Source organism: Streptomyces sp. KL109B (assembly GCF_030766935.1).
Lineage (GTDB): Bacteria > Actinomycetota > Actinomycetes > Streptomycetales > Streptomycetaceae > Streptomyces.
The window spans coordinates 1-23,487 of sequence record NZ_JASERL010000014.1 but is presented as its reverse complement, the minus strand read 5'-3'; the positions used below and the strand labels follow the sequence as shown (position 1 = coordinate 23,487).

The window sequence follows — 23,487 nt, the reverse complement described above, 5'->3', positions numbered from 1 at the left end:
ATAGGGAATGCCGGGGACCAGAAGAACTGATGGACCGTCAGTCGAGTGTCACCAGGAAGTCCGTGCAGGCACGCGCGCACGCCCGGCACTGCTCGGCGCAGTCCGCGGCGTCGCGCTCGCGGTCGCAGGCGTGGGCGCACTCCAGGGTGACGGCCCTGCACCATTCGACCTGGAGCCGGAGCCCGTACTCGTCCTGGTGGGCCTCCTCCGAGAGCAGCCGGCAGGTCGCGTCGCACACCTCGACGCTGAGCAGCAGCGCGCGCCGCAGGTCGAGCGGGGCCTGCGGGGGGCCGCCGGACGGAACCGGGCGCACGGGTCCGTGCTGGTGCGGGGCGACGGGGCCCAGCTCCGTGGAGCTGACCAGCAGGGCGCAGGCGCGGGCACACTCCGTGCAGGACTGCGCGCACGCGAAGCGGTCCTCCAGGAAGCGGACGAGGTCGTCCTTGGGCGGTTCGGTCATCAGGGCACGGTCGGCGCCCGTGGAGTCCTCGGCGTGGGGGTGCGGATACTTCGCCAGGGAGGTCACCGGCCCGGCTCCTTTCCAGGGGACGTACGGCTGGGGGTGCGAGTAGCCGGATCGGCGGGCGCCAAACCGTGCGCGGCGGTGCGCGATCTCGCGGCGTCCGGGGTCAGGTCACCCGGTATTCCTCCACCTCGTCGCTCCTGAGCACCAGGCCGTTGCCCGGCCCGTTCCGGCCCGGCCGCACCGTGCCACCCGCCGGGTCGAGGACGCCCGCGAAGAACATCGACTCGAGGCGTACGTGGTCGTGGGGCCACTCGATGTGCCGGAGGTTCGCCGCGCAGGCCGCCGCGTCCGCGTGGGCGTGCGGGGCGCCGTGGGCCGAGATCTCCAGGCCGTGGGCGTCGGCGAGGGCCGCCGCGCGGAGGAACTCGGTGATGCCTCCGCAGCGGGTCGCGTCGACCTGGAGGCAGTCGACGGCGCCCGCGCCGATCATGCGGGCGAAGTACGGGAGGTCGTAGCCGTATCCCCCGGCGGCGACGTCGCACACCACGGTGTCGCGGACCAGGCGCAGGCCGGTGAGGTCGTCGGAGGAGACGGGTTCCTCGAACCAGCCGACGCCGAGGGTGCCGAGCGCGTCGCCGACCCGGACGGCCTGTTTGCGGTTGTAGCCGCCGCCCACGTCGACGTACAACTCGGCGTCCTCTCCGATGACTTGGCGGGCGCGGCGGACGCGTTGCAGGTCGCGGGGGACGGCCCTGCCGCACGCCTCGCCGACCTTGATCTTGACCTGCGTGATGTGCTGGCCGTGCACCCAGCCGCTGAGCTGCGCGGCGAGGTGGCTGTCGTGGTACGTGGTGAAGCCGCCGCTGCCGTAGACGGGCACGGTGTCCCGGGCCGCGCCGAGGAGGCGGACCAGCGGGAGGTCCATGAGGCGGGCCTTGAGGTCCCACAGGGCGAGGTCGACGGCGGAGATCGCGCAGCCGGCGATGCCGGGGCGGCCCGCGTCGCGCACGCCCTGGCACTGCGCCACGTGGGCCGACGGGATGTCGAAGGCGTCGCGGCCCTCTACGAGCGGGGCCAGTTGGTCGCGGACGACGTCAGCGGTGGCCGCCGGGGCGTAGGTCCAGCCGATGCCGGTGAGGCCGCCCGCCCGGGCCTCGACGAAGACGATCGTCGTGCTGTCCCAGGCGAGGGTGGCGTCGGCCTCGGGGGCGTCGGTGGGCACCGTGTAGGCGCTGGCGTCGACGCGTTCGACGGGCAGGCAGGTGCTGGGGGACTTGAGGATGCCGGTCGTCGTCATGGTCCGTCCTTGAGCTGCGGCAGCACCTTCGTCCGGTAGAAGTCGAAGAACTCCCGCTGGTCCGGGCCGATCTGACCGACGCAGACCCGGTCGCATCCGGCGTCCGCGAACGCGGCCAGCGCGGCGACGTGCTCCTCGACGTCGGGCCCGCAGGGCACCGCGCCCGCCACCATCTCCTCGGTGACGAGGGACTCGGCCTGCTCGATGTGGCGGGGCGTCGGCAGCACCTGGCCGAGTTCGCCCGGCAGCAACCGGCTCGACCACAGCCCGTGCGCGCGCCGCACGGCCGCCTCGCGGTCGGGCCCGTAGCAGACCTTCACGCCGCCCGCGGCCGGCTTCGCACCGCCGCCGCCCTTGCGGAACTGGGTGACCAGCTCCTCGTCGGGGCTCATGGTGACGTAGCCGTCGCCGATCCGGGCGGCGAGCGCGGTGGCATCCGGCCCGAAACCGGAGACGTCGATGGGCACGGGGTCGTCGGGCAGCGTGTGGATACGGGCGTTCTCCACCGTGTAGTACTCGCCGCGGTGGGTCACCTCGCCGCCCTCGAGAAGCCTGCGGATCACGGTGACGGCCTCTTCGAGCATGTCCATCCGGACGTGGGCGCCGGGCCAGGGGCCGCCCAGGATGTGCTCGTTGAGCGCCTCCCCGGTGCCGACGCCGAAGCGGAAGCGGCCGCCCAGTTGCACGGCGCTGGTGGCGACGGCCTGGGCGAGGACGGCGGGGTGGATCCGGACGGTGGGACAGGTGACCGCGGTCTCGACGGGCAGCGACACGGCCTCGGCGAGAGCCCCGATCACGTTCCACACGAAGGGGCTCTGCCCCTGCGCCTCGTTCCACGGGTGGTAGTGGTCGGAGATCCACAGGCAGTCGAAGCCCGCCTGTTCCGCCATCCGGGCCTGTTCGACGAGTTCACGCGGCCCGAATTCCTCCGACGCCAGAAAGCAGCCGTATTCGGCCATGCCGTCCTCCAGGGTTTCGTGCGCGGTCCAGCGGTTTATCGGTACCTGGCGGGGTTACTCACCATCGGTACCAGCGGCGCCTTCCACCAGTGGCACTCGTGCCGCGCATCACGAACCCGAGCAGCCACACCACCAGCACGGCGATGGCCACCCACCACAGCAGTTTCACGGCGAATCCCGCGCCGAAAAGCAGCAACGCGAGTAACAGAACCAACAGAACAGGAATCACGTCGAATACCTCCTAGGAACTCCGTGGGCGCCGAGTTCCCGCGAATTCCCCCCATATTCCGCCCACCGTCTGCGAGTTGTTGTGACCGCGAAGAATTCCAAGACCGACGATCACCGGACCCGGGTCACCGTCCTGGTGGCGCTCGCCGCGAATCTGCTGATCGCCCTCGCCAAGGCGGTGGGCGGGCTGGTCTCCGCGTCGCCCGCGCTGCTCTCGGAGGCGGCGCACTCGGTGGCGGACAGCCTCAACGAGGTGTTCCTGCTGGCCGCGCTGCGCCGCAGCCGCCGGCCCGCGGACCACAGGCATCCGTTCGGGTACGGCAAGGAGCGGTTCTTCTGGTCGCTGCTCGCCGCCGTCGGGATCTTCGTGATGGGCGGCTGCTTCTCCTTCTTCCAGGCGTTCCAGGCGCTGACGTCCGGCGGCCACGAGGAGTCGCGCGGTGGATACGTCGCCGGGCTCGTGGTCCTCGGTGTGGCGCTGCTCGCGGAGGGCGGCTCGCTGATCCGCGCCGTGCACCAGGTCCGGGTGCAGCCCGGCGACGGCATCGGCGCCGACCCCGCCCTGCGCACGGTGCTCGCGGAGGACGGCACGGCGGTCATCGGGGTGCTGCTCGCGGCGGGCGGGATGGCGCTGCACATGGTCACGGGCCGGATCGAGTGGGAGGCCGCGGCGTCGTTCTCCATCGGTGTGCTGCTGGTGTACGTGGCGTACCGGCTCGGCAGAAGCGCACGGGACCAGCTCATCGGCGAGGCGGTCGCCCCCGAGCTGCACCGCGACATCCGTGAACTCCTCGCCGTACAGCCGGAGATCGACCATGTGGCGGCGCTGCACACGATGCGCCTCGGCCTGGACTCGACGCTGGTCGCGGCGCGTATCGACCTCGCTCCCGGCATCGAGAGCGAGCGTCTTGAGCTGGTCTGCGAGCGCATCAAGCGGGCGGTACGGGAGCGCTGGCCGGAGGCGGACCAGGTGTTCCTGGACGTCGTGAACGCCCCGAAACCGGACCCGGAGCCGAAGCCCAAGCCGGTACGTGGCCGCTGAGCGCGGTCAGATCACGCGGAACAGGTCGGCGGCGGCGTGCACGTCCGTGAAGTCCTCCACGCACCGGAGGTTGTCGCACAGCGCGTCGAGGACGGAGTCGGCCTCGGCCGCGCGCGGGGCGCCTACCGCCACCCCGAAGACCCGGAAGTCGAGGCGGCGCTTGGCGGCGTTCCAGCCGCGCGTCCACTCCTCGGTGACGCCGCAGTCGTCGTCGGTGAGCAGCACGATGTCGCCGCGGGCGCGGGCGGTGTCGTCGAACTCCGCCTCCAGGACCTCGCGGGCGGCGTCGAGCGGGGCCTGGTAGCTGGTGCCGCCGCCGAGGAAGGTCTCCGCGAAGTCGAGGGTGGCGTCGAGGTCGGCGGCCCGGTCCGCGGGGAAACGGTGGACGCGCACCTTGTCGGCGGCGGAGAAGAGGATGCCGACGAAGTCACGCCCACCGGCCCGCGCCTGGTCGAGGAGCGCGAGCGCGCACGCCTTCGCCCACGCCTCCCGGGTGACGCCGCCGGGCCCGGCCTCGTACATGGAGTGCGAGGTGTCCACGCACGCGATGACGGCGCCGCGCCCGGTGGGCCGCTCACCCCGGCTGTCGTACAGCATCAGCTCCCCTGCGGCGTACCGCGCGGCGAACACGGCGCGCAGGGCGGGCACGCCGAGGCCGGACAGTTCGGAGGGGACGACGCGGGACAGGTCGTCGCCGAGGGTGACGCCGACGAGTTCGCCGGTGGCGTTCTCCACCTTGCGGGCGCGCTCACCGGCGGCCATCTCCCGGAACCGGCCGATGAGTTCGGCCCATTCGGCGAGCCGCCCGCCCCGCAGCCGCTCCGCGAGCCGGGCCCGCCGCTCGAACGGCAACCGCTCCAACTCCGCCGACTCGACACCCCAGGCCCGCATCAGCGCGGCTTCACGGCGTACGACGCGGGCGCCCTGCGCGGCGGCGGAGCGGGCGACGGTACGGACGGCGGGGGTGGCTGCGACGCCGGGGGCGGCTGGGGTACCTGGCGTGCCCGGGGTACCCGGCGTCCCGACCGCTGCCGCGGCCTGCCGGTCCCCCTCCCCCGCCGACCCACGCCCTTCCCGCTCCTCCCGCTCCTCCCGCTCCTCCCGCTCCAACAGCCCCCGCAGCGCGGGCCCCTGTGCCAGCAGCGCCAGCGCCGCCGCGTACGGGTCGCCCACCGTGTCTCGTCGGAGGTCCGCGAAGTCCGGCGACTCCAGCAGCGCGGCGACGAACTCGTGGTGGGCAGGCCACGACGGCGCCGACGGCTCCGCCGTGGGCTCACGCATCCGTACCCGCGCCTGGTAGGCGGCCAGGAACACATCCCTGAGCAGGTCCTCCGCGCCGGCATGGCGCGCGCCCAGCTCCCCCACCAACTCCCGTACACCTGCGGCCTGTTCATACGTGTCGCGCCACGTGAGCCGGTCGAACCGGTCCGCGACCACCACCCCGCTCAGGGCCGGTCCCCCGCCATGCCGACGTCCACGCCGAGGGCCTCGGTGAGTACCCGGGCGCGGACGGCGCGCTGGCGTCCGGTGACCCGGTCGATGGCGGCGGTGGAGCGGCCCGCGCCCGCCGCCTCCTCGCGCAGCCGCTCCAGACGCTGCCCCGCCGTGGCGAGCCGGTGGTGGGCCTTCTTGATGACCCAGTCGCTCAGCGCCTCCCTCGACTGCCCTGCCATGGCGTCGAGTTGGGTCTCCAGCTCCTCGATGGTGTCGGCGAGGTCGAGCGCCTCCTTGGCGTCCGGGTTGACCAGGTGCAGCACCTCGCGCTCGACGGTGGCCCGCTGGGCCGGCGAGTCCCACAGCACGTGCGTGAGCACCGACAGGTCGGTCTCGGCGACCTCGCCCCTGCCGTCGAGGTACGCGGACGCCTGGAGCAGCGCGACCGCCTGCCGCCAGCGCCGGTCGGAGGCGACGAGTTCCTTCCGGCGCAGGGCGGCCCGCAGCGTACACACCGCGTCGACGATGGTTTCGGGGACGTCCACGGCCGGTACCTCTTCGGCCACGGCCCTTTGCAGCGCGGCCAGTTGGACCGTCGTACGCGACGGTGGCACCGCGGAACGGCCGCCGACGGCCGAGCGGACGAGCGCGGCGAAGTTGGCGGGGTCCTCCAGGTAGCCGACCTCCATCCGCACAAGGAGCCGGTCGTAGATCGCGGCGGAGTCCTCACCCTCGGGCAGTTCGTTGCTGGCGGTGATGGCACCGATCAGCGGGCAGTGGATCGGCGCGCCCCCGTTCTCGGGGTGGTAGATCCGCTCGTTGAGGTAGCCGAGCGTCTCGTTGAGGGCGGCCGTCGAGCACTTGAAGATCTCGTCGACGAACGCGATGTGCGCCGTCGTGGCGCGCCCTTCGTACACCTGCCGGTACTCGCCTCGGGCCAGGGCGGCGACGTCGACGGGACCGAACATCCGGGTCGGCGCGGTGAACTTGGAGAGCAGGATCTCCCAGTACGCCGCCCCTTCGACCCGCCCGGTCAGCTCGCGCGCCAGCTCGGACTTCGCGGTGCCGGGCGGGCCGAGCAGCAGGGAGTGCTGACCGGCGAGCAGGGCGGTCACCAACGTCCGTACGACATCGGCGCGTTCGTAGAAGCGCTCCGACAGCTCCCCGCAGATCGCGCGCAGCCGGCCACCCGTGTCGCCCCGCTCCCCCACCGCGTCCCGCTCCTCCACCGCGTCCCGCGCGTCCTCCACTGCCGCTCCTCCCCCGCCCGCAAGGCCTCACCGTTCACACCGTTCTCAGGTCGAAGCCCAAAATACGTCAGTGCTCGCCCGCCACGCCCACCGCCGGGACCCGCACCCCCAGGGTGACCGGCCAAGGGCCCGGGAAGCCGGTTGGCTCCGCCCGGGCGGGGTACTCGGCGGGCGGTGCGCGCCACGAGGGCGCGACGGGAGGAGGCAGCGGAGCCATGAGCCTGGTGCAGGCGGGAGTGCTGGTCCTGGATTGCGCGGAGCCCGAGGAACTCGCCGAGTTCTACCGGACGTTGCTGGACGGCGAGATCGAGGCGTCGCCCGGCAGCAACCGCATCGACCTCGTCGGCGAGCAGGGAACGCGGATGGCCTTCCGCCGCGACCTGAACGCCGCCCCGCCGAGCTGGCCGCGCCCCGACGACTCGCAACAGGCCCACCTCGACTTCCTCGTGGACCAGGAGGACCTGGACGAGGTGGAGCGCCGGCTCATCGGCCTGGGCGCCCGGCCGCTGCAGACCCGCGGCGCCCGCGGCCCCAACGAGACGCGCCTGTACGCCGACCCGGCGGGCCACCCGTTCGCGACGCACTGCGCGAAGCAGCCTGCACCGAAGATCGGCTGAGCCGACCACGGGCACCCACTCCCGTCGTGGCGTCTACGAAACCGTCTACTACCGAACCACCACCGAACCGCTATCAAACCCGACCGAGTTCCTTCGGTTTTCGGTCGGAGAAGGAACCGATCATGACCACGAAGGAGCGCGCGCCGTACCCCGCAGAGACCAAGCGCGAGGTCAAGGGCAGGATCCGTACCTGCCGCCCCGCATGCCGCGACGGACGCGAGCCCTCCGGCATCGGGAACGACCGTGAAACGGACTGGAACGCGGACTGGAATCTGGTGCGAGGAGAGGACTGAGAGACCTCTTCCCGCCCCTTGTTTCCGGTTGTTTCCGGCATATGCTGTCGGTGCCGACGAGGGGAGGCGCTTGGCGATGCCCACCGCCGCACGGCCGAAGATCCTCGTCGTGGACGACCGCGACGACACCCTGTTCGCGATGGAGAGCGCGCTCGCCCCGCTGGGCTACCCCATCGACCGCGCCGCCACCGGCGACAACGCCCTCAAGGCCGTGCTGCGCGGCGGCATCGGCCTTGTCCTGCTCGACGTGCTGATGCCCGACGTCAGCGGCTTCGAGGTCGCGCACTACATGACGCGCCTTGAACAGACGCAGGACATCCCGATCATGATGATCACCGGCGCGGGCCAGGACCCCTCGCTCGCCACCAAGGCCTTCGAACTCGGCGTCGCCGACTTCGTCGTCAAGCCGGTCGAGCCCTGGGTGATGCGGACGAAGGTCCGCTATCTGTACGAGACGAGCCTACGCATGCAGTCTCTGCGCGAGCGCCTTCGGGCGTACGAGAACGGGGGCGACGGAAAGCCCGCGCCACCGGCGCACGCCGCCCCCGAGGAACCCCTGCAGCGCCCCGCCTGACCTGCCGCCGCGCCGCCGGGTGGCCATGGTCACACCGGCCGCGGGACTTCCGACCCCCGGATCGGTTGTACAGTACAACTGCACCAAGAGTTGTATAAGCCAACCGATTCGACCGTGGAGGTCCTGCTCATGAGCGGCTCGCGCGAACCCGCGCTGCGCCACGTCCTGACGCACCTGCTCACCCCGCTTCTGATGTGCGTCGGCATGGGCCTCGCCTATCTCGGAGCCTTCGCCTCTCCGGAGCCGCACCACATGCCGATCGCCGTCGTCGGCTCGGGCCCGGAGGCGAAGGTCTTCGCGCAGACCGTGAAGGACAAGGCGGGCGACGCGCTCGACGTCCGCACGCTCGACGCCCGCTCCGCCGCGGTCGACCAGCTCAGGACGCGGGACATCGACGGCGCCTACGTACTGGGCGACAAGCCCGAGCTGATCGTGGCGTCGGCGGGTTCGGACACCACCGTCTCCGTCGTCCAGAAGATCTTCACGCCGGTCGCCGCCGAGCAGGGCGCGCCCCTGAAGGTGACCGACGTCGTGCCGTCGGTGTCCGACGACCCGACGGGCCAGGGCCTGTTCTTCCTGCTCGTGGCGGTCAGCATCGGCTCGTACGCCTCCGTCGCGGTGATCGGCGGCGCGGGCGGCGCGCTGCGGATGCGCACCCGCGCGCTGCTCGTCGTGGGCGCGTCCGGCGTCGTCAGCCTGATCGGCGCCGCCTTCGCGGGCCCCGTCTTCCACCTCGCGCACAGCCACCTGTGGCCCCTGTGGGGCATGACGTGGCTGTACTCGGCGGGCGTGCTGGGGATCGGCGTAGGACTGCACACGTTCCTGAAGAAGTGGACGACGCTCGGCGTGATGGTGCTGTTCGTGATGCTGAACTTCACCAGCTCCGGCGGGATCTTCCGGCCCGAGCTGCAGAACGGCTTCTTCGGCGGCCTGCACGCCTTCTGGAACGGCGCCGGATACGTCGAGGGCGCCCGCAGCCTCCTGTACTTCGACCAGTACGACCTGGCCCGGAACATCTGGACGCTGGTGGCCTGGCTGCTCGTGGGCGCGGCCATGGTCACGGTCGCGGGCCTCTACGAGCGCCGTCGCAGGCCGGCTCCGGCGGCCGTGGAGCCGGTCGCCACGCACAAGCACAAGAAGGGCGCCGCGCCGCACGACGCGGATCTGGAGGAGGAGTTGGAGGAGGCCGTGGGCGTCTGAGCTCCGTCCATGTGGAGGGCCCCGCCGCTGCTGCGGCGGGGCCCTCCACGTACGTACCCGGGTGTCACACGCCCGCCGGGATGTCCTTCGCCCGCTTGCGGACCGCGAACGACGAGCCGATCTCCACGACGCCGACCACGAGCAGCCAGATGCCGGTGACGAGCGTCAGCACCGCCAGGGTCTCGAACGGCGACACGATCAGGACGACGCCCGCGAGCCCGGTGATGACACCGAGGAAGATCTGCCAGCCTCGGGCCGGCATGGCGGGGTCGGAGGCCGCGGCGACGGTCTGCGTGATGCCCCGGAACAGCCAGCCGATGCCGATCCACAGGGCGAGGAGCAGCGTCGACTCCATCGCGTCGCGGAAGCAGAACAGGCCGAGCAGGACCGACAGGGCGCCGCTGATGAAGCCGATGACGCGCATCCCGGCGGTGGCGTTCGTGCCGAACGCGGCGACGAGTTGGAAGATGCCGCTCACCAGCAGGTACACGCCGAACATGACGCCCGCCACGCGCAGCGAGGCGCCGGGCCAGATCAGCACGAGCAGGCCGAGGATCACCGAGGCGACACCCATGAGCAGCACGGCCTGCCAGGCCGATTGCGCGAGTCTGCCGAGCGGCCCCTGGCCCTGCCCCGGGGCGGGGCCCTCGCCGGGAGTCATGTAGGGGGACTGCGGTTCGTGCGGTGCTTGGGTCATGTTCGACTCTTCGCAGCGCGCCGCCCCGCCTGCCAGCCGTGGTGGGCCGAACGGATGACTCGGACGCGCTCCCGACTCAGGCGCTCTTTGCCGCGGCCTCGTGGCGTACGGAACACACCAGCGCGTCGTCCTTCACATCGGCCACGATCGTGTCGCCCTCGTCGGCCTCGCCGCTGAGCATCAACGAGGCCAGCCGGTTGTCGAGTTCGGTCTGAATGGTGCGGCGCAGCGGGCGCGCCCCGAACTCCGGCTGGTGCCCGTCCGCGACGAGCAGCTTCTTGGCCGCGTCGGTGACCTCCAGGGTGAGTCCCTGCGCGTGGACGCGGCGCTTGCTGTGGTCGAGGAGGTGGTCGACGATCTGGCCGAGGTCGTCCTGGGTGAGCCCGTGGAACAGGATGATCTCGTCGATGCGGTTGAGGAACTCGGGCAGGAACCGCCCGCGCAGGTCCTCCATCAGCGAGTCCTTGATCTCCGATACGTCGCCGTGGTGCGCGAGGATCCGCTGCGCGCCGATGTTCGAGGTCATGATGACGACGCAGTTGCGGAAGTCGACCGTCCGCCCCTGGGAGTCGGTGAGCCGCCCGTCGTCGAGGACCTGGAGCAGGGTGTTGAAGACGTCCGGGTGGGCCTTCTCGACCTCGTCGAAGAGCAGCACGCTGTACGGCTGGCGGCGCACCTTCTCGGTGAGCTGCCCGGCCTCCTCGTGTCCCACGTATCCGGGCGGCGCCCCGACGAGCCGGGAGACGGTGTGCTTCTCCTGGAACTCGCTCATGTCGAAGCGGACCATGCGGTTCTCGTCGCCGAAGAGCAACTCGGCGAGCGCCTTGGCGAGTTCGGTCTTGCCGACGCCGGTCGGGCCGAGGAAGAGGAAGGAGCCGACGGGCCGGTTCGGGTCGCCCATGCCGGCGCGGTTGCGGCGCACGGCCTCGGAGACCGCGGTGACGGCCTCGTCCTGGCCGACGACCCGGTCGTGCAGGGCGTCCTCCAGCTTGAGGAGCTTCTCCTTCTCGGTGGCGGTGAGCTGGGAGACGGGGATGCCAGTGCGGCGCGAGACGACGTCGGCGATGTCGCTCGCGGTCACCTCGACGACGCCCTCGCGGCGCTCCTCGATCCCGGCGAGCTCGCCCTCCACCTCGCCGATCCGCTGCTTCAGCTCGGACGCCTTCTCGAAGTCCTCGGCGGCGACGGCCTGGTCCTTCTCGCGCCTGAGCTTGGCGATCCGGTCCTCGCGGCTGACGACCTCGGTGGAGCGTCCGGCGCTGCGCAGCCGGACCCTGGCCCCGGCCTGGTCCATCACGTCGATGGCCTTGTCGGGCAGGAACCGGTCGCTGATGTACCGGTCGGACAGTTCGGCGGCGGCCGCCAACGCGCCGTCCCCGAACCGGACTTGGTGGTGTGCCTCGTACGCGTCCCGCAGCCCTTCGAGGATCTGCACGGTCTCCTCGACGCTCGGCTCCGGGATGGTGACGGGCTGGAAGCGCCGCTCCAGGGCCGGGTCCTTCTCCACGTACTTGCGGTACTCGTCGATGGTGGTGGCGCCGACGACGTGCAACTCGCCGCGCGCCAAGGCCGGTTTGAGCATGTTCCCGGCGTCCATGGAGCCCTCTCCTGTGGCGCCCGCACCGACGACGGTGTGCAGCTCGTCGATGAAGAGGATGATCTCGCCGCCCGCGTTCTGGACGTCCTCGATGACCTTCTTCAGGCGTTCCTCGAACTGGCCGCGGTACTGGGCCCCGGCGACCATCCCGGACAGGTCGAGGGCGACGACCCGCTTGCCCTTGAGGGTGTCGGGCACCTCGTCCGCCACGATGCGCTGCGCGAGGCCCTCGACGATGGCGGTCTTGCCGACGCCGGGCTCGCCGATGAGCACGGGGTTGTTCTTGGAGCGCCGCGAGAGGATCTCCACGGTCTGCTCGATCTCCTCGGCCCGGCCGACCACGGGATCCAGCTTGCCCGCCTTCGCCTCCTCGGTGAGGTCGCGGCCGAACTCGTCGAGCGTGGTCGTGCCGCTGCCGCCACCGGCCGCACCGGACGCGCTCGGCGCCCCGTCGGCGCGGGCCGCCCGGTCCGCGCCGCCGCGCAGCCCGTCGACGTCCGTGCCCTGGGCGCGCAGCAGCCGGGCGGCGCCCGCGTCCGGGTCGTCGAGGAGGGCGCCGAGGATGTGCTCGGGCCCGATGTAGGAGACGCCGGCCGCCTGGGAGCGGGCGTGGGCGGCGGTGAGCGTGCGCTTGGCGGCCGGGGTGAGACCCGGCTCGGAGGACGGTTCGCCGCTCTCCCCCGGCAGGATCTTGGCGATGGCGGCGGCGAGCGCGTCGGGTTCGGCGCCGGCCTGCGCGAGCAGCGTACGGGCCGGGTCGACCTGGGTCGCGGCCCACAGCAGATGCTCGGTGTCGAGGTCCGAACTGCCGTCCTCCGCCGCCTTGTTGGTGGCCCGGCCGATGAGCTCGCGCGCCGAGTCGGTGAGCAGCCGCCCGATGGGCACGCGCTGCACCTGGGGCGGCGCGGAGCCCGGGGACATGCCGAAGAACCGGTTCAGGAGTTCGTTGAACGGGTCGGGCGAGCCGAAGGGTGATCCGAAGGACATCGACATGGCGGGTTCTCCCGGTGGAATGTCACGGCAACACCCTTCACTGAAGCAACACCTTCCCGGCTACGCAAAGTGGGGGAAACCAGCACAATGGGTTCATGACCGCAAATCATGGCTCCGGTGACTTCGCCGTCCGCAGGGTCTACGACCCGCCCACTCCGGCCGACGGCACCCGCCTCCTCGTGGACCGGCTCTGGCCGCGCGGCGTCTCGAAGGAGCGGGCCGACATCGACGAATGGCTCAAGGACATCTCCCCGTCGAAGGAGCTGCGCTCCTGGTACCACGAGGACAAGGCGGACCGGTACGACACGTTCGCCGAGCGGTACGCCGCCGAGCTGGCCGAACCGGCCCGCGCCGATCTGGTGGACCGGGTGCGCGAGCTGGCGAAGCACGGGCGGGTGACGCTGGTGACGTCGGTGAAGGACATCGAGCACAGCCATGTGCCGGTGCTGCTGCGCCACTTGGAGGCGGGCTGAACCGTCCCTGAGCCGTCCCTGGGCCGTCCCGGGCGGTGCTCAGGCGGCGAGGCAGACGGTGCCGCGAGAGCCCTGGGCGGCGGACGTGACGGAGACCGTACGGATGGGCCGGGCGGCCCGCGCCAACTCCCCCTGGGCCAGGGCGAGTACGTCGACGAGCCCGAGCCCGAGCGCCCCCGCGACGGCCGCGAGCATCTCCGAAGAGGCCTCCTTGCGCCCGCGCTCGACCTCCGACAGGTAGGGCATCGAGATCCCGGCGACGTCGGCCACGTCCCGCAGGGTCCGCCCCTGCGCGCGCCTGCGCCGCCGCAGCACGTCACCCACGACGTGCCGCCAGAGGGGCTCGGGGACCGGGACGGGACGGGTGCGGCGCGACTCGTGGTTGCTCATCGGCCCACCGTACGAAGACGCGCGGCCACCTGCCCCGCACTTCGCCCACGGCGATATCGCCGGCCCCCGTAACGCTCAGCGCCGTACTACTCGGCCTACTCGGCCCGATCCCGCTCGTGCCGCAGCAGCACGACGCCGTTGCCGAACGCCCGCGTCTCCACGAGCCGCAGCGGGCGGTCGGTGAAGGTCTTGGCGGGGTGGAACATCGGGGTGCCGGTGCCGATGAGCACCGGGTGGACGTAGACGCGGAACTCGTCGACGAGGTCGTGCTCCAGGAACGTCGTCGCCAGGTTCGCGCCGTCGACGACGAGGTCGCCGCCGGGCTGTTCCTTGAGCGCGCGGATCGCCTCGGGCACCACTTCGGGCATGACGGTGGTGTGCCACTCGCCGGAGCCCGGCTTCAGGGTCCGGGAGAACACGATCTTCGGGATCTCGCGCCAGATGGCCGCGAATTCGACCACGGCGGGTGTGGCCTCGGGGTCCTGGTCCGCCTCGGGCCAGTACCCGGCCATCAGCTCGTGCGTGAGGCGTCCGCCGAGGATCCCGCCGAAGGAACGGCTCACGTCGTTCATGTGCTGGTGCAGTTCCTCGTCGACCCGGTGCCAGCCGATGTCCCGGCCGGGTGCCTCCATATAGCCGTCGAGGGACATGCCCATCATGAAAACGATCTTGCGCATCGGGTACTCGCCTCTCGCCGTCGACCGCCGTTCGCTAACCGCGTTCCCAGTCACACGGAGGTGAGGGGCAGGCGTGCGCGTCGTGTTCCTTGAGGGCGACGCTCACCAAACTCAGCAACAGCTGCACATCCGTGTCGCATTCGAGGAGCACGGTAATCCAGGAGTCTCCCGGTCGCACCCTTATGGCGCTGTTGTGTCGCAGCTGCGGAAGCAGTCGCTGCACCACCGACGAGGTCAGGTACAGATCGGCGCAGTCATCGGCATGGAAGTGGACGAGGTCGTGGCCCGCCGCGCGGAAGGCGTGCCCAACTGAGCACTGGGGCGGGCCACTTACCAGGTTCGGCCATGTTCCGAGTTCGGTCATGGCACGCTGGGCCGCGGTCATGCCTCCATCCTCGCGCACGCTTCACCCGGAGGACCAGCCCCGTCCACCACCCCGTCACAACGGGCGGGACGTCACCGCTGCTTCTCCCGGCGGCGCAGCTCGCGCCGGGCGATGGTCCGCTTGTGCACCTCGTCGGGACCGTCGGCAAGGCGCAGCGTCCGCAGGTGCGCGTACATGCTGGCGAGCGGGAAGTCGTCGGAGACGCCGCCTCCGCCGTGCACCTGGATCGCGAGGTCGACGACCTTCAGGGCGACGTTCGGCGCGGCCACCTTGATCGCGGCGATCTCGGTGCGCGCCTCCTTGTTGCCGACGGTGTCCATCAGGTACGCGGCCTTGAGGGTGAGCAGCCGCGCCATGTCGATCTCGATGCGGGCCTCGGCGATCCAGTCCTGGATGTTGCCGCGCTCCGCGACCGGTGACCCGAAGGTGGTCCGGGACTGGGCCCGGTCGATCATCAGGTCGAGGGCCCGCTCGGCCATGCCGATGGAGCGCATGCAGTGGTGGATGCGGCCGGGGCCGAGCCGCGCCTGGCTGATCAGGAACCCGTCGCCCTCGCCGGACAGCAGGTCGGTGGCCGGCACGCGGACGTTCTCGAAGAGCACTTCGGCGTGCCCCTCGCGGTCCTGGTACCCGAAGACGGGCAGCCCGCGAAGCACCTTCACGCCCGGGGCGTCGATCGGCACGACCATCATCGACTGCTGCCGGAAGGCGGGCCCGTCGGGGTCCGTCTTGCCCATGACGATGAGGACCTTGCAGTGCGGGTGCAGGGCGTTGGAGGTCCACCACTTGCGGCCGTTGAGGATGTAGTCGTCGCCGTCGCGCTCCATCCGCATCTGGATGTTGCTGGCGTCCGAACTGGCCACGGCGGGCTCGGTCATGGCGAACGCGGAGGCGATCTCACCGTTCAGGAGGGGCCCCAGCCACTTCTCCTTGTGCTCCTCGGTGCCGAAGAGGGTGAGGACCTCCATGTTGCCGGTGTCGGGCGCGTTGCAGTTGGTGGCCTCGGGCGCGAGCCCCGCACTCCGCCCCATGATCTCGGCGAGCGGCGCGTATTCGAGGTTGGTGAGTCCCGGGCCCCACTCGGGGTGCGGGTGGAAGAGGTTCCACAGGCCGCGCTTCTTCGCCTCGGTCTTCAGCTCCTCGATGACCGGCGGGTGGAAGTGCGGGTCGCCGGACTCGGCCATCTGCGCCGCGTAGACGGCCTCGGCGGGGTAGATGTGCTCGTCCATGAAGGCGAGCAGCTTCTCCTGGTACTCCTTGCCCCTGGCGGTCTGTTCGTACACGAGTGGTTCCTCCACAGTCGGTTCGTTCGGTGTCACACGCGGCCCGACTCGCCCAGCAGGCGGTCGAGTTCGGCGGCGGTCGTGGCGGCGTCGCGGTGCACGATCCCGGCGATGCCGATGCGGGCCGCGGACGTGATGTTCTGTTCCAGGTCGTCGACCATGACGGTCTGTTCGGGTGCGACGCCGAGGCGTTCGCAGGCGATGGCGTAGGCGCGCCGCGAGGGTTTGCGGACGCCGATCTCGCCGGAGATGGTGACGGCGTCGAACAGCGCGGGCAGGTCGAAGCCCGCGTAGCAGTCGTCGCCGAGGGAGTTGGAGAGCAGCCCGACGCGATACCCGTCGGCGCGCAGCTTGGCGACGAGCGCGACGGTGTCCGGGTCGGGCCGCAGGCCGGCCTGCATCCGGCGGACGAGCCCTTCGGCCGCGACGTCGGCGCCGTGGGCGCGCAGCCGCGCCGCGAACCCGTCCTCGAACTCGCCCTGCCCGATGAGCCCCTTCTCGTGCGCGACGAGCAGGGCACTGCTCTTCTCATCGTGCGTGAGCAACCGCAGCAACAGCCCGCTGTCACCGGCGAGTTCACGCCCGAGCTCCTCGAAGGCCCCGACGAGACTCGTGGTCAGCACACCACCGAAGTCGAAGAGGACGGCACTGCGCGGCTCGCTCATCGCACGGACTTCTGGTAGCGCCGCATGCCGCGCAGCCACCGGTCGTAATCGCTGCCCTTGTGCCGGTAGAAGTCGAGCACCTGCGGGTGCGGCAGCACGAGGAACCGCTCGTCCCCGACGGCCGCCACCACCTCGTCGGCGACGTCCAGCGGCTTGAGCAGGTTCCCGGCGTCCAACACGGCGCGGGCGGCGGCCTGTTCGGCGGGATCGGACGAGCGGGTGCCGGCCATCAGCAGCTCGGTCTCGACGCCCTGCGGACACAGGCAGCTCACCCGCACCCCCTCGTCCCCGTACGTGACCGAGAGCCACTCGGAGAAGGCGACGGCGGCGTGCTTGCTGACGGAGTACGTGGCGGAGCCGATCTGTGTGAGCAGCCCGGCGGCGGACGCGGTGGAGAAGAAGTACCCCTCGCCGCGCTCCACCCACCCCGGCACGAGCAGCTTCGCGGCGCGCACATGCGCCATGACGTTGATGTCGAGCGCGCGCTCCCACTCCTCCTCGCTCGCGCCGAGGCCCGAGCCACCGCCGATCCCGGCGTTGGCGAAGTACAGGTCGACGGGCCCGAACCGCTCCTCCGCGAGCGCGATCAGCTCCCGCAGCTGCCCGGTGTCACCCGCGTCCCCGGCCCGCCCCGCCACACGCCCGTCGTGCGCCTCCCCGAGCCGCCCCACGGTCGCGTCCAGGCGGGAGCCGTCGAGGTCGGTCAGCACCACACCACGGGCGCCCGCCTCCAGGAGCCGCTGCGCGACGGCCGCGCCGATACCCCCAGCGGCCCCGGTCACGACCGCGACCTTGCCATCGATCAACATCCCGCTCTCCACCCCTTCACTCACACCACTCGACCCTGTCCGCACAGCACCGTACTTGAATCCGACGTCAAGTTCTAGAGCGGCCTCACCGCTCAAGCCCGTACGGCCACAATCAAGCCCCCTCCGGCCCGCACTCAAGCCCCGCCGTCGGACGAGAGGCAGCGGGGTCCGGGGCAGAGCCCCGATCTTTTGGAGCCTCGGCGGCGGACGACCACAATCAAGCCCCGCCGGCGCTTGAGGCGCGGGGCCCGGGGCAGAGCCCCGCGACCGCACCCCCGGGTGACCGCACCCCTACCACCACGTCACCCGGACAACGGCCGAAACCCCGGCTCCCGCCCCTCCAAATAACTCGCCACCCCTTCCGCCGCGTCGGCCCGCCCGAACGACTCCTCCATCAACACCTCCGCCCTCCTCGCCGCAGTCTCGAAGTCCACCTCGAACGCCTCGCTCAACTGCTGCTTCATGACACTCATCGACGTAGGCGAACACCACGTAGCCAACTCCTCCGCATACGCCACCGCCTCCCCCAGCAACCGGTCCCGCTCGACGACCCGGTTCACCAACCCCATCTCGTACGCCTCCGCACCCCGCACCACCCGCCCCGACAGCAGCAGGTCCGCCGCCCGCGCCGGCCCCACGAGCCGCGGCAGCAGCCACGCCACCCCGTACTCGGCGATCAGCCCGCGCCGCGCGAACGACGTCGTGAACTTGGCCTCCGGCGTGCTGAACCGCACGTCGAAGTAGAGCGCCTCGACGAACCCGAGCCCCGCCGCCGCCCCGTTGATCGCCCCGATCAACGGCTTGCGCAGGCTCAGCGGATACCACCGCGGCCGCTCCCGCTTCGGCCGCTCCTCCCCCGCGTCCCCGGCGGAGCCGATCCGTTGCAGCTCGGCCATGTCGGCACCCGCGCAGAACCCGCGCCCCGCCCCGGTCACGACGATCGCCCGCACCTCGGGGTCGGCCTCGGCCTCGTCGAGGAGCTCGAAGTACCGGTCCTCCAGCTCATTGGTCCAGGCGTTGAGCCGCTCGGGCCGATTGAGCGTCACCACGCTGACCGCCCCCCGCCGCTCCGCGTACGCCAAAGGTTCCTCGGTCGTCGTCACGGTCACACTCCTCCCACGGTGCCGGGCACCGCTGTCGGGTCCTCGCGTACCTCGCGCGGATTGGTCTCACGCAGCACCCACGCGCTGCCGAACGTGAGCAGCCCCATCACCGCGACGAACACCGACACCCAGGTGGTGCCTCCGGTGCCACCGATGATGGCGGTCATGATGAGCGGGGTGCCGCCGCTGATGGTGAGCGCCGCGATCTGGTAGGCCAGCGAGGCACCGGAGTACCGCACGCGCGGCTCGAAGAGTTCGCCGATGTACGCGGCGAGCGGCCCGTACGTGAGCGACTGGCCGAAGCCACCCACCAGCACGGCCACCCCGAGCCACACCAACGACCCGGTGTTGACCAGCCAGAAGTACGGGAACGCCCACAGCACGATGATCGCCGCACCGACGAGGACGGCGGGCCGCCGTCCGACCCGGTCGGACAGCCACCCCGCCCACAGCACGAACAACGCCCCGACCGCTGTCACCGGCATCGCGACGAGCAGGATGGCGTCCTTGTCGAGCCCGAGGTGTTCGGCGGCGTAGCTGACGACGCCCGCGATGCTGATGTAGAAGAGGCAGTTGGTGCCGGCGAGCAGTCCGGCCGCGAGCAGCACGGTGCGCCACTTGGTGCGGATCACCTCGACGACGGGCGCCCGTGCCACCTTCTCCTTCTCGCTCTTCGCGGCGGCCTGCTCGGCCATCCGCCGGAACTCGGGCGAGTCCTCGACCTTGTTCTGTACGTACATCACGACGGGCAGCAGCACGCCGCTCGCCAGGAACGGGATGCGCCAGCCCCAGCTCATGAACGCCTCGTCCGATGCCGTCGCGCTCGCGAGGAGGAAGGCACCGTTGCCGAGGAAGACACCGAGCGAGACACCCATCTGCCCGAAGGTGCCCGCGTACCCCTTGCGTTTGGGCGAGGCGGACTCGGTGAGCAGCAGCGCGATGCCGCCCCACTGGGCGCCGCAGGCGAGGCCCTGGACGAAGCGCAGCAGTACGAGGAGCAGCGGCGCAGCCGCGCCCATGACACCGGCGCCCGGCAGGCAGCCGATCAGGAAGGTGCAGGCGCCCATCAGGGCCATGGAGATGACGACCATGGCCTTGCGGCCGTGCCGGTCGCCGAGGTGTCCCGCGACGACGCCGCCGATCGGGCGCGCCAGGAAGCCCGCCCAGAAGGTGCTGAACGACAGCAGGGTGCCGGTGAGCGCCGAGGAGTCGGGGAAGAAGACCTCGGGGAAGACCAGCGCGGCGGCCGTCCCGTAGAGGAAGAAGTCGTACCACTCGATGGAACTGCCGATGAGTCCCGCGGCGAGGAGTTTGCCCGACGCTCGGGTCGGGGGTGTCTCGGCGCCGGCTGCCTGCTCGGCGCCTTTTCGGGGCTGTGCGGTGGGCGGATTCACGTGCGGGGCTCCTCCGTCGTCCGAACATGTCACGACCGCTGCGGCCCTGCGGCCGCCCCCTGTATATTTGAACCCAACGTCAACTTCAATACCTTGAACACGCCCTTGAACAGGGCTTGTTGCGCCGACATCGAGGAGTTGCCTGCATGAGCGCCCCCACCGCCGCGGCCGAGTGGCAGCATGTGAAGTCCCGCCAGGTCGACACCAACGGGATCTCGCTGCGCGTCTTCGAGCACGGCCCCGCGGACTCCGACAAGCCACTGGTGGTGCTCTGCCACGGCTTCCCCGAGCTGGCGTTCTCGTGGCGCCACCAGGTGCTCGCGCTCGGCGCGGCGGGCTATCGGGTGCTCGCCCCGGATCTGCGGGGTTTCGGCGGGAGTTCACGGCCCGCGGAGCCCGAGGCGTACGACACACTCACCGTCTGCGCGGACCTGGTGGGGCTGCTGGACGAGGTGGGCGCGGACGACGCGGTGTTCGTGGGGCACGACTGGGGTGCGCAGGTCGTGTGGCACATGGCGTGGGAGCACCCGGAGCGGGTGCGGGGCGTGGTCGGGATGAGTGTGCCGGTGGCGCCGCGCTCGCCCGTGGCGCCGCTGCCCGTGATGCGGCGGCGGCTCGGTGACGCCTTCTACATGGTGTGGTTCCAGGAGCCGGGCGTCGCGGACCGCGCGCTCGCGCACAACGTACGCAGGACGCTGGTGACCCGGGAGATCTGGTCCGCCGAGTGGGCGGAGCGCCCGGACGAGAAGTTCCCGCCGCCGCGGTGGCTCGACGACGACGAACTCGCCTATTACGTCGAGGAGTTCGAGCGGACCGGCTTCACCGGCGGCCTGAACTACTACCGGAACCTGGACCGTACCTGGGAGCTGACCGAGCACCTCGCGGGACGCACCATCGACCGCCCCTCCCTGTTCGTCACCGGATCCGCGGACCCGGTGGCCCGCTTCATGCCCGCCGACCGCCTTGAAGAGGTGCTGACCGATCTGCGCGGACGGGTCGTGCTCGACGGGGCGGGGCACTGGATCCAGCAGGAGCGGGCCGGCGCCGTGAACGCCGCTCTGCTGGAGTTTCTCGACGGAGTCGGCTGATAGCATCCGCAGCCACCAGCCGTGGAAGCGCTGGTGACACGAGCGAAGGGACCGCGTTGGCTGCCCAGGCCCCGGCCGCAGACGGCGGCCAGAAGCAACCCATCACGCCCCGCAGCGCCCGCGGCGTCCGCACGCGCAACGCGCTCGTGACCGCCGCGCGCGAGGTGTTCGAGCGCGACGGGTATCTCGACGCGCGGATCACGGACATCTCCAAGGCCGCGCATGTCGCGTCGGGCTCGTTCTACACGTACTTCAACAGCAAGGAAGAGATCTTCCAGGCGCTCGTCGCGCAGGTGCAGGAGGAGATGCTGCACCCGCATCTGCGCGAGCGCACCGGCATCACCGATCCGCGCGAGATGATCGACGCGTCCAACCGCGAGTATCTGCGCGCCTACAAGAAGAACGCCCGCCTCATGGCGCTCTTCGAGCAGGTCGCCCAGGTCGACGAGACGTTCAAGCAGCTCCGCATCGAGCGGGGCAACGCGTTCGCGCGCCGCAACGCCAAGCTGATCCGCTCCCTCCAGGACGAGGGCCTCGCCGATCCCGGCCTCGACCCGCTGGTGACGGCGCACGCCCTGTCGGTGATGGTGAGCCGCATGGCGTACCTGGTGTTCGTCCTCGGCCAGCGCATCCCGTACGAGAAGCTCGTGACGACGCTCAACAAGATCTGGGAGAACGGGCTTCAGCTCAAACAGCCCGAGGCCTGACACACCCGACGCACCCGACGCACCCGAGGAGGCACCCTCATGCACCCCTTCCGCGCAGCCGTGGAGAAGGGCGATCTCGCGGCCGTCGAGGCCATGTTGGCCGACGACGTGGTCTTCCGCAGCCCGGTCGTGTTCAAGCCGTACCCGGGCAAGGCGATCACCGCGGCGATCCTGCGCGGCGTCACCCGGGTCTTCGATGACTTCCGCTACGTACGGGAGATCGGGGACGCCGACGGGCGCGACCACGTGCTCGTCTTCGAGGCGCGGGTCGGCGAGCGGCAGATCACCGGCTGCGACTTCCTGCACTTCGACGAGGACGGCCTGATCGACGACTTCATGGTGATGGTGCGCCCGCTGTCCGCCGCGCAGGCGCTGGCCGCCGCGATGGGCGAGCAGTTCGACCGGATCGCCGAGGAGGCGGCGCAGGCCGCCAAGTAGAGCCTGCCCGAGAGCAGTTCAGTTCAGTTCAGTTCAGCGCAGGCGGCCGTAGGGGTCGTGCTCGGCGGCGAGGTCGTCCACCAGCTCGAAGAGGACCTCGCCCGAGTCGGCCGCCGCGTTGACCACCGAGCGCACGGCGGCGCCGAGCCACACCATGTGCGGTGCGGTGCCCACGATGCGGCACGGCACGACGAAGTCCTCCGGGAAGCGGACCAGCGCCTCGTTGCGCGCGACTCCGGTGCCGCGGTGCACGACGCGGGACTGGACCACAACGCCCGGGCCCGCGCTGTACTCCGTCTTGAGCTCGCTCGACGCGCAGACCGGGCAGAGCAGCCGGCGGAACGACGGGGTGCCACACCAACGGCAGCGCTGATAGGCGAAACCCGCGTCCTGCGCGTCGGTGCCCGCGCGGCGCTCGATGCTCTCCGGCGCTGAGATCACTGACATCCTTCGGCCTCCCGCACTCACCGCTGTGCGCCGGGCGGCAGTGCCTCGACGCCCCATCAGCGTATGACACTGAGTGCCAGCCGGTAAAGACACTGAGTACCATCAACTTGCTTCGGGTGCCGTACACAGGGTGCGCGGTCAGCCGTCCCGCAGCGCCGACTCCACCCGCTGGATCACCCGCCACATCGGGGCCCCCTTGGGCGCCACCATCACGACGACGTCCTCCTGTTGGGGCTCGGGCGCCACCGCGCCGGCCGCGCCGCCCTCCCCCCAGGTGCGCCGTACGAGTCGCAGCGCGTGGTCCACCGCCCCCTCGGCGTCGTCCTCGCCGCCCGAACGCAGCCAGGAGCGCAGGCCGTTGTTGTGCGCGGCCACCACGGAGGCGGCCACCACCTCGGCCCGCAGCGCGCCGTCCGCTGCGCCGGCCCAGCGCTGCCGCAGATACCCGGCGAGCGTGCGCTCGTAGCGCCGCACGACCGACAGCTCGTAGGTCCGCAGCCCCGGCACCTCGCGCGTCAACTGGTAGCGCTGGACCGAGAATTCGGGGTTGGCCGCGTACATCCGCAGCACCAGGCTCGCGGCGTCGCACACCACGTCGACGGCGTCGCTCTCGTCGCCCGCGGCCTCCAGGAAGGCCGTCATGTCGGCGAGGCAGCTCTCGTGGTCCGGGAAGACCGCGTCCTCCTTGGACGGGAAGTACCGGAAGAAGGACCGCCGCCCCACCCCGGCCCGCGCCACGATGTCGTCCACGGTCGTCCGCTCGAAGCCGCGCTCCATGAACAACTGGAACGCCGCCTCGGCCAGCACCTCCCGCATGGGTGCCTTCTTCTGTGGCCCCGTGGACCCGTTGACCTCGCGCGCCTCGCTCATGCCGGGAACGTAACACCGCTCGGGCCACCTTGGCACTACGTACCTTTACAGAGGGAACTGAGTGCCATAAGTTGGCCATCAGTAGGAGACGAATGCAGTAGGGCAGTAGGG

Annotated in this window: 27 protein-coding genes; 9 read left to right on the top strand and 18 right to left on the bottom strand. The window is 71.1% G+C overall.

Going from position 1 to position 23,487, the window contains the following annotated elements:
• Positions 1 to 37: 37 nt before the first annotated feature.
• The 4 genes from RBJ65_RS34965 to RBJ65_RS34950 all read right to left on the bottom strand — a co-directional run bounded on the left by RBJ65_RS34965 (position 38) and on the right by RBJ65_RS34950 (position 2,951).
• On the bottom strand, positions 38 to 460 hold the full coding sequence (locus tag RBJ65_RS34965) for a ferredoxin (protein ID WP_306319640.1): 423 nt from the start codon (positions 458 to 460) through the stop codon (positions 38 to 40).
• A gap of 169 nt (positions 461 to 629) precedes the next feature.
• Positions 630 to 1,763 (bottom strand): enolase C-terminal domain-like protein, encoded by a 1,134-nt coding sequence (locus RBJ65_RS34960; protein WP_306319434.1) that lies wholly within the window; start codon positions 1,761 to 1,763, stop codon positions 630 to 632.
• Positions 1,760 to 2,722 (bottom strand): TIGR03557 family F420-dependent LLM class oxidoreductase, encoded by a 963-nt coding sequence (locus RBJ65_RS34955; protein ID WP_306319433.1) that lies wholly within the window; start codon positions 2,720 to 2,722, stop codon positions 1,760 to 1,762. Before RBJ65_RS34955 ends, RBJ65_RS34960 begins: the two co-directional genes overlap by 4 nt.
• Positions 2,723 to 2,780: 58 nt before the next feature.
• Positions 2,781 to 2,951 (bottom strand): hydrophobic protein, encoded by a 171-nt coding sequence (locus tag RBJ65_RS34950; RefSeq protein ID WP_306319432.1) that lies wholly within the window; start codon positions 2,949 to 2,951, stop codon positions 2,781 to 2,783.
• Between the two features lie 81 nt (positions 2,952 to 3,032).
• Between RBJ65_RS34950 and RBJ65_RS34945 the strand changes: the two genes are divergently transcribed.
• Positions 3,033 to 3,992: a cation diffusion facilitator family transporter gene (locus RBJ65_RS34945; protein WP_306319431.1), complete on the top strand. Its 960-nt coding sequence runs from the start codon at positions 3,033 to 3,035 to the stop codon at positions 3,990 to 3,992.
• A 6-nt stretch (positions 3,993 to 3,998) separates the two neighbouring features.
• Here RBJ65_RS34945 and RBJ65_RS34940 read toward each other — a convergent pair whose 3' ends face one another.
• A complete protein-coding gene (locus RBJ65_RS34940; RefSeq protein ID WP_372341295.1) occupies positions 3,999 to 5,441 on the bottom strand; it encodes a VWA domain-containing protein in 1,443 nt (480 codons plus the stop codon).
• On the bottom strand, positions 5,438 to 6,676 hold the full coding sequence (locus RBJ65_RS34935) for an AAA family ATPase (RefSeq protein ID WP_372341290.1): 1,239 nt from the start codon (positions 6,674 to 6,676) through the stop codon (positions 5,438 to 5,440). The genes RBJ65_RS34940 and RBJ65_RS34935 overlap by 4 nt, the downstream gene beginning before the upstream one ends.
• A gap of 215 nt (positions 6,677 to 6,891) precedes the next feature.
• Here RBJ65_RS34935 and RBJ65_RS34930 point away from each other — a divergent pair, with 215 nt between their 5' ends.
• From RBJ65_RS34930 to RBJ65_RS34915, 4 genes are all read left to right on the top strand, one after another.
• Complete coding sequence (locus tag RBJ65_RS34930; RefSeq protein ID WP_306319430.1) at positions 6,892 to 7,293, top strand: VOC family protein; 402 nt, start codon at positions 6,892 to 6,894, stop codon at positions 7,291 to 7,293.
• 122 nt (positions 7,294 to 7,415) lie between these two features.
• Entirely contained in the window at positions 7,416 to 7,586 is a 171-nt protein-coding gene (locus tag RBJ65_RS34925; RefSeq protein WP_306319429.1) for a hypothetical protein, read from the top strand.
• Positions 7,587 to 7,662: 76 nt separating this feature from the next.
• Positions 7,663 to 8,160, top strand: a complete 498-nt coding sequence (locus tag RBJ65_RS34920) for a two-component system response regulator (protein ID WP_306319428.1) — start codon at positions 7,663 to 7,665, stop codon at positions 8,158 to 8,160.
• A 129-nt stretch (positions 8,161 to 8,289) separates the two neighbouring features.
• The gene (locus RBJ65_RS34915) at positions 8,290 to 9,360 is read left to right on the top strand and encodes a hypothetical protein (RefSeq protein WP_306319427.1); all 1,071 of its coding nucleotides are present in this window, start codon (positions 8,290 to 8,292) and stop codon (positions 9,358 to 9,360) included.
• Positions 9,361 to 9,424: 64 nt separating this feature from the next.
• Here RBJ65_RS34915 and RBJ65_RS34910 read toward each other — a convergent pair whose 3' ends face one another.
• Together RBJ65_RS34910 and RBJ65_RS34905 are read right to left on the bottom strand one after the other, a co-directional pair.
• Positions 9,425 to 10,057, bottom strand: a complete 633-nt coding sequence (locus tag RBJ65_RS34910) for an HdeD family acid-resistance protein (protein ID WP_372341289.1) — start codon at positions 10,055 to 10,057, stop codon at positions 9,425 to 9,427.
• Positions 10,058 to 10,133: 76 nt separating this feature from the next.
• A complete protein-coding gene (locus tag RBJ65_RS34905) occupies positions 10,134 to 12,647 on the bottom strand; it encodes an ATP-dependent Clp protease ATP-binding subunit (protein ID WP_306319426.1) in 2,514 nt (837 codons plus the stop codon).
• Between the two features lie 95 nt (positions 12,648 to 12,742).
• Between RBJ65_RS34905 and RBJ65_RS34900 the strand changes: the two genes are divergently transcribed.
• Positions 12,743 to 13,120, top strand: a complete 378-nt coding sequence (locus tag RBJ65_RS34900) for a DUF488 domain-containing protein (RefSeq protein WP_306319425.1) — start codon at positions 12,743 to 12,745, stop codon at positions 13,118 to 13,120.
• Between the two features lie 39 nt (positions 13,121 to 13,159).
• Here RBJ65_RS34900 and RBJ65_RS34895 read toward each other — a convergent pair whose 3' ends face one another.
• From RBJ65_RS34895 to RBJ65_RS34860, 8 genes are all read right to left on the bottom strand, one after another.
• Complete coding sequence (locus tag RBJ65_RS34895; protein ID WP_306319424.1) at positions 13,160 to 13,510, bottom strand: helix-turn-helix domain-containing protein; 351 nt, start codon at positions 13,508 to 13,510, stop codon at positions 13,160 to 13,162.
• Positions 13,511 to 13,605: 95 nt separating this feature from the next.
• On the bottom strand, positions 13,606 to 14,187 hold the full coding sequence (locus tag RBJ65_RS34890) for a dihydrofolate reductase family protein (RefSeq protein WP_306319423.1): 582 nt from the start codon (positions 14,185 to 14,187) through the stop codon (positions 13,606 to 13,608).
• 34 nt (positions 14,188 to 14,221) lie between these two features.
• Positions 14,222 to 14,551: a luciferase family protein gene (locus tag RBJ65_RS34885; RefSeq protein ID WP_306319636.1), complete on the bottom strand. Its 330-nt coding sequence runs from the start codon at positions 14,549 to 14,551 to the stop codon at positions 14,222 to 14,224.
• A 92-nt stretch (positions 14,552 to 14,643) separates the two neighbouring features.
• On the bottom strand, positions 14,644 to 15,855 hold the full coding sequence (locus tag RBJ65_RS34880) for an acyl-CoA dehydrogenase family protein (RefSeq protein ID WP_306319422.1): 1,212 nt from the start codon (positions 15,853 to 15,855) through the stop codon (positions 14,644 to 14,646).
• 32 nt (positions 15,856 to 15,887) lie between these two features.
• On the bottom strand, positions 15,888 to 16,520 hold the full coding sequence (locus RBJ65_RS34875) for an HAD family phosphatase (protein ID WP_306319421.1): 633 nt from the start codon (positions 16,518 to 16,520) through the stop codon (positions 15,888 to 15,890).
• The gene (locus RBJ65_RS34870) at positions 16,517 to 17,329 is read right to left on the bottom strand and encodes an SDR family oxidoreductase (protein ID WP_306319420.1); all 813 of its coding nucleotides are present in this window, start codon (positions 17,327 to 17,329) and stop codon (positions 16,517 to 16,519) included. The genes RBJ65_RS34875 and RBJ65_RS34870 overlap by 4 nt, the downstream gene beginning before the upstream one ends.
• A gap of 302 nt (positions 17,330 to 17,631) precedes the next feature.
• Positions 17,632 to 18,432: an enoyl-CoA hydratase-related protein gene (locus RBJ65_RS34865; RefSeq protein ID WP_306319419.1), complete on the bottom strand. Its 801-nt coding sequence runs from the start codon at positions 18,430 to 18,432 to the stop codon at positions 17,632 to 17,634.
• A 2-nt stretch (positions 18,433 to 18,434) separates the two neighbouring features.
• Positions 18,435 to 19,826 carry an MFS transporter gene (locus RBJ65_RS34860; protein WP_306319418.1) on the bottom strand — a complete coding sequence of 464 codons (1,392 nt, stop codon included), beginning with the start codon at positions 19,824 to 19,826 and terminating at the stop codon, positions 18,435 to 18,437.
• Between the two features lie 146 nt (positions 19,827 to 19,972).
• On the opposite strand from RBJ65_RS34860, the gene RBJ65_RS34855 reads away from it, so the two are divergent.
• The 3 genes from RBJ65_RS34855 to RBJ65_RS34845 are packed head-to-tail and all read left to right on the top strand — an operon-like array spanning position 19,973 to position 22,059.
• Positions 19,973 to 20,914 (top strand): alpha/beta fold hydrolase, encoded by a 942-nt coding sequence (locus RBJ65_RS34855; protein WP_306319417.1) that lies wholly within the window; start codon positions 19,973 to 19,975, stop codon positions 20,912 to 20,914.
• A gap of 56 nt (positions 20,915 to 20,970) precedes the next feature.
• Positions 20,971 to 21,621: a TetR/AcrR family transcriptional regulator gene (locus RBJ65_RS34850; RefSeq protein WP_306319416.1), complete on the top strand. Its 651-nt coding sequence runs from the start codon at positions 20,971 to 20,973 to the stop codon at positions 21,619 to 21,621.
• Positions 21,622 to 21,660: 39 nt separating this feature from the next.
• On the top strand, positions 21,661 to 22,059 hold the full coding sequence (locus tag RBJ65_RS34845) for a nuclear transport factor 2 family protein (RefSeq protein WP_306319415.1): 399 nt from the start codon (positions 21,661 to 21,663) through the stop codon (positions 22,057 to 22,059).
• A 33-nt stretch (positions 22,060 to 22,092) separates the two neighbouring features.
• Here RBJ65_RS34845 and RBJ65_RS34840 read toward each other — a convergent pair whose 3' ends face one another.
• Positions 22,093 to 22,506 (bottom strand): Zn-ribbon domain-containing OB-fold protein, encoded by a 414-nt coding sequence (locus RBJ65_RS34840; protein WP_306319414.1) that lies wholly within the window; start codon positions 22,504 to 22,506, stop codon positions 22,093 to 22,095.
• A gap of 138 nt (positions 22,507 to 22,644) precedes the next feature.
• Positions 22,645 to 23,376: a TetR family transcriptional regulator gene (locus RBJ65_RS34835; RefSeq protein ID WP_306319413.1), complete on the bottom strand. Its 732-nt coding sequence runs from the start codon at positions 23,374 to 23,376 to the stop codon at positions 22,645 to 22,647.
• Between the last annotated feature and the right edge of the window lie 111 nt (positions 23,377 to 23,487).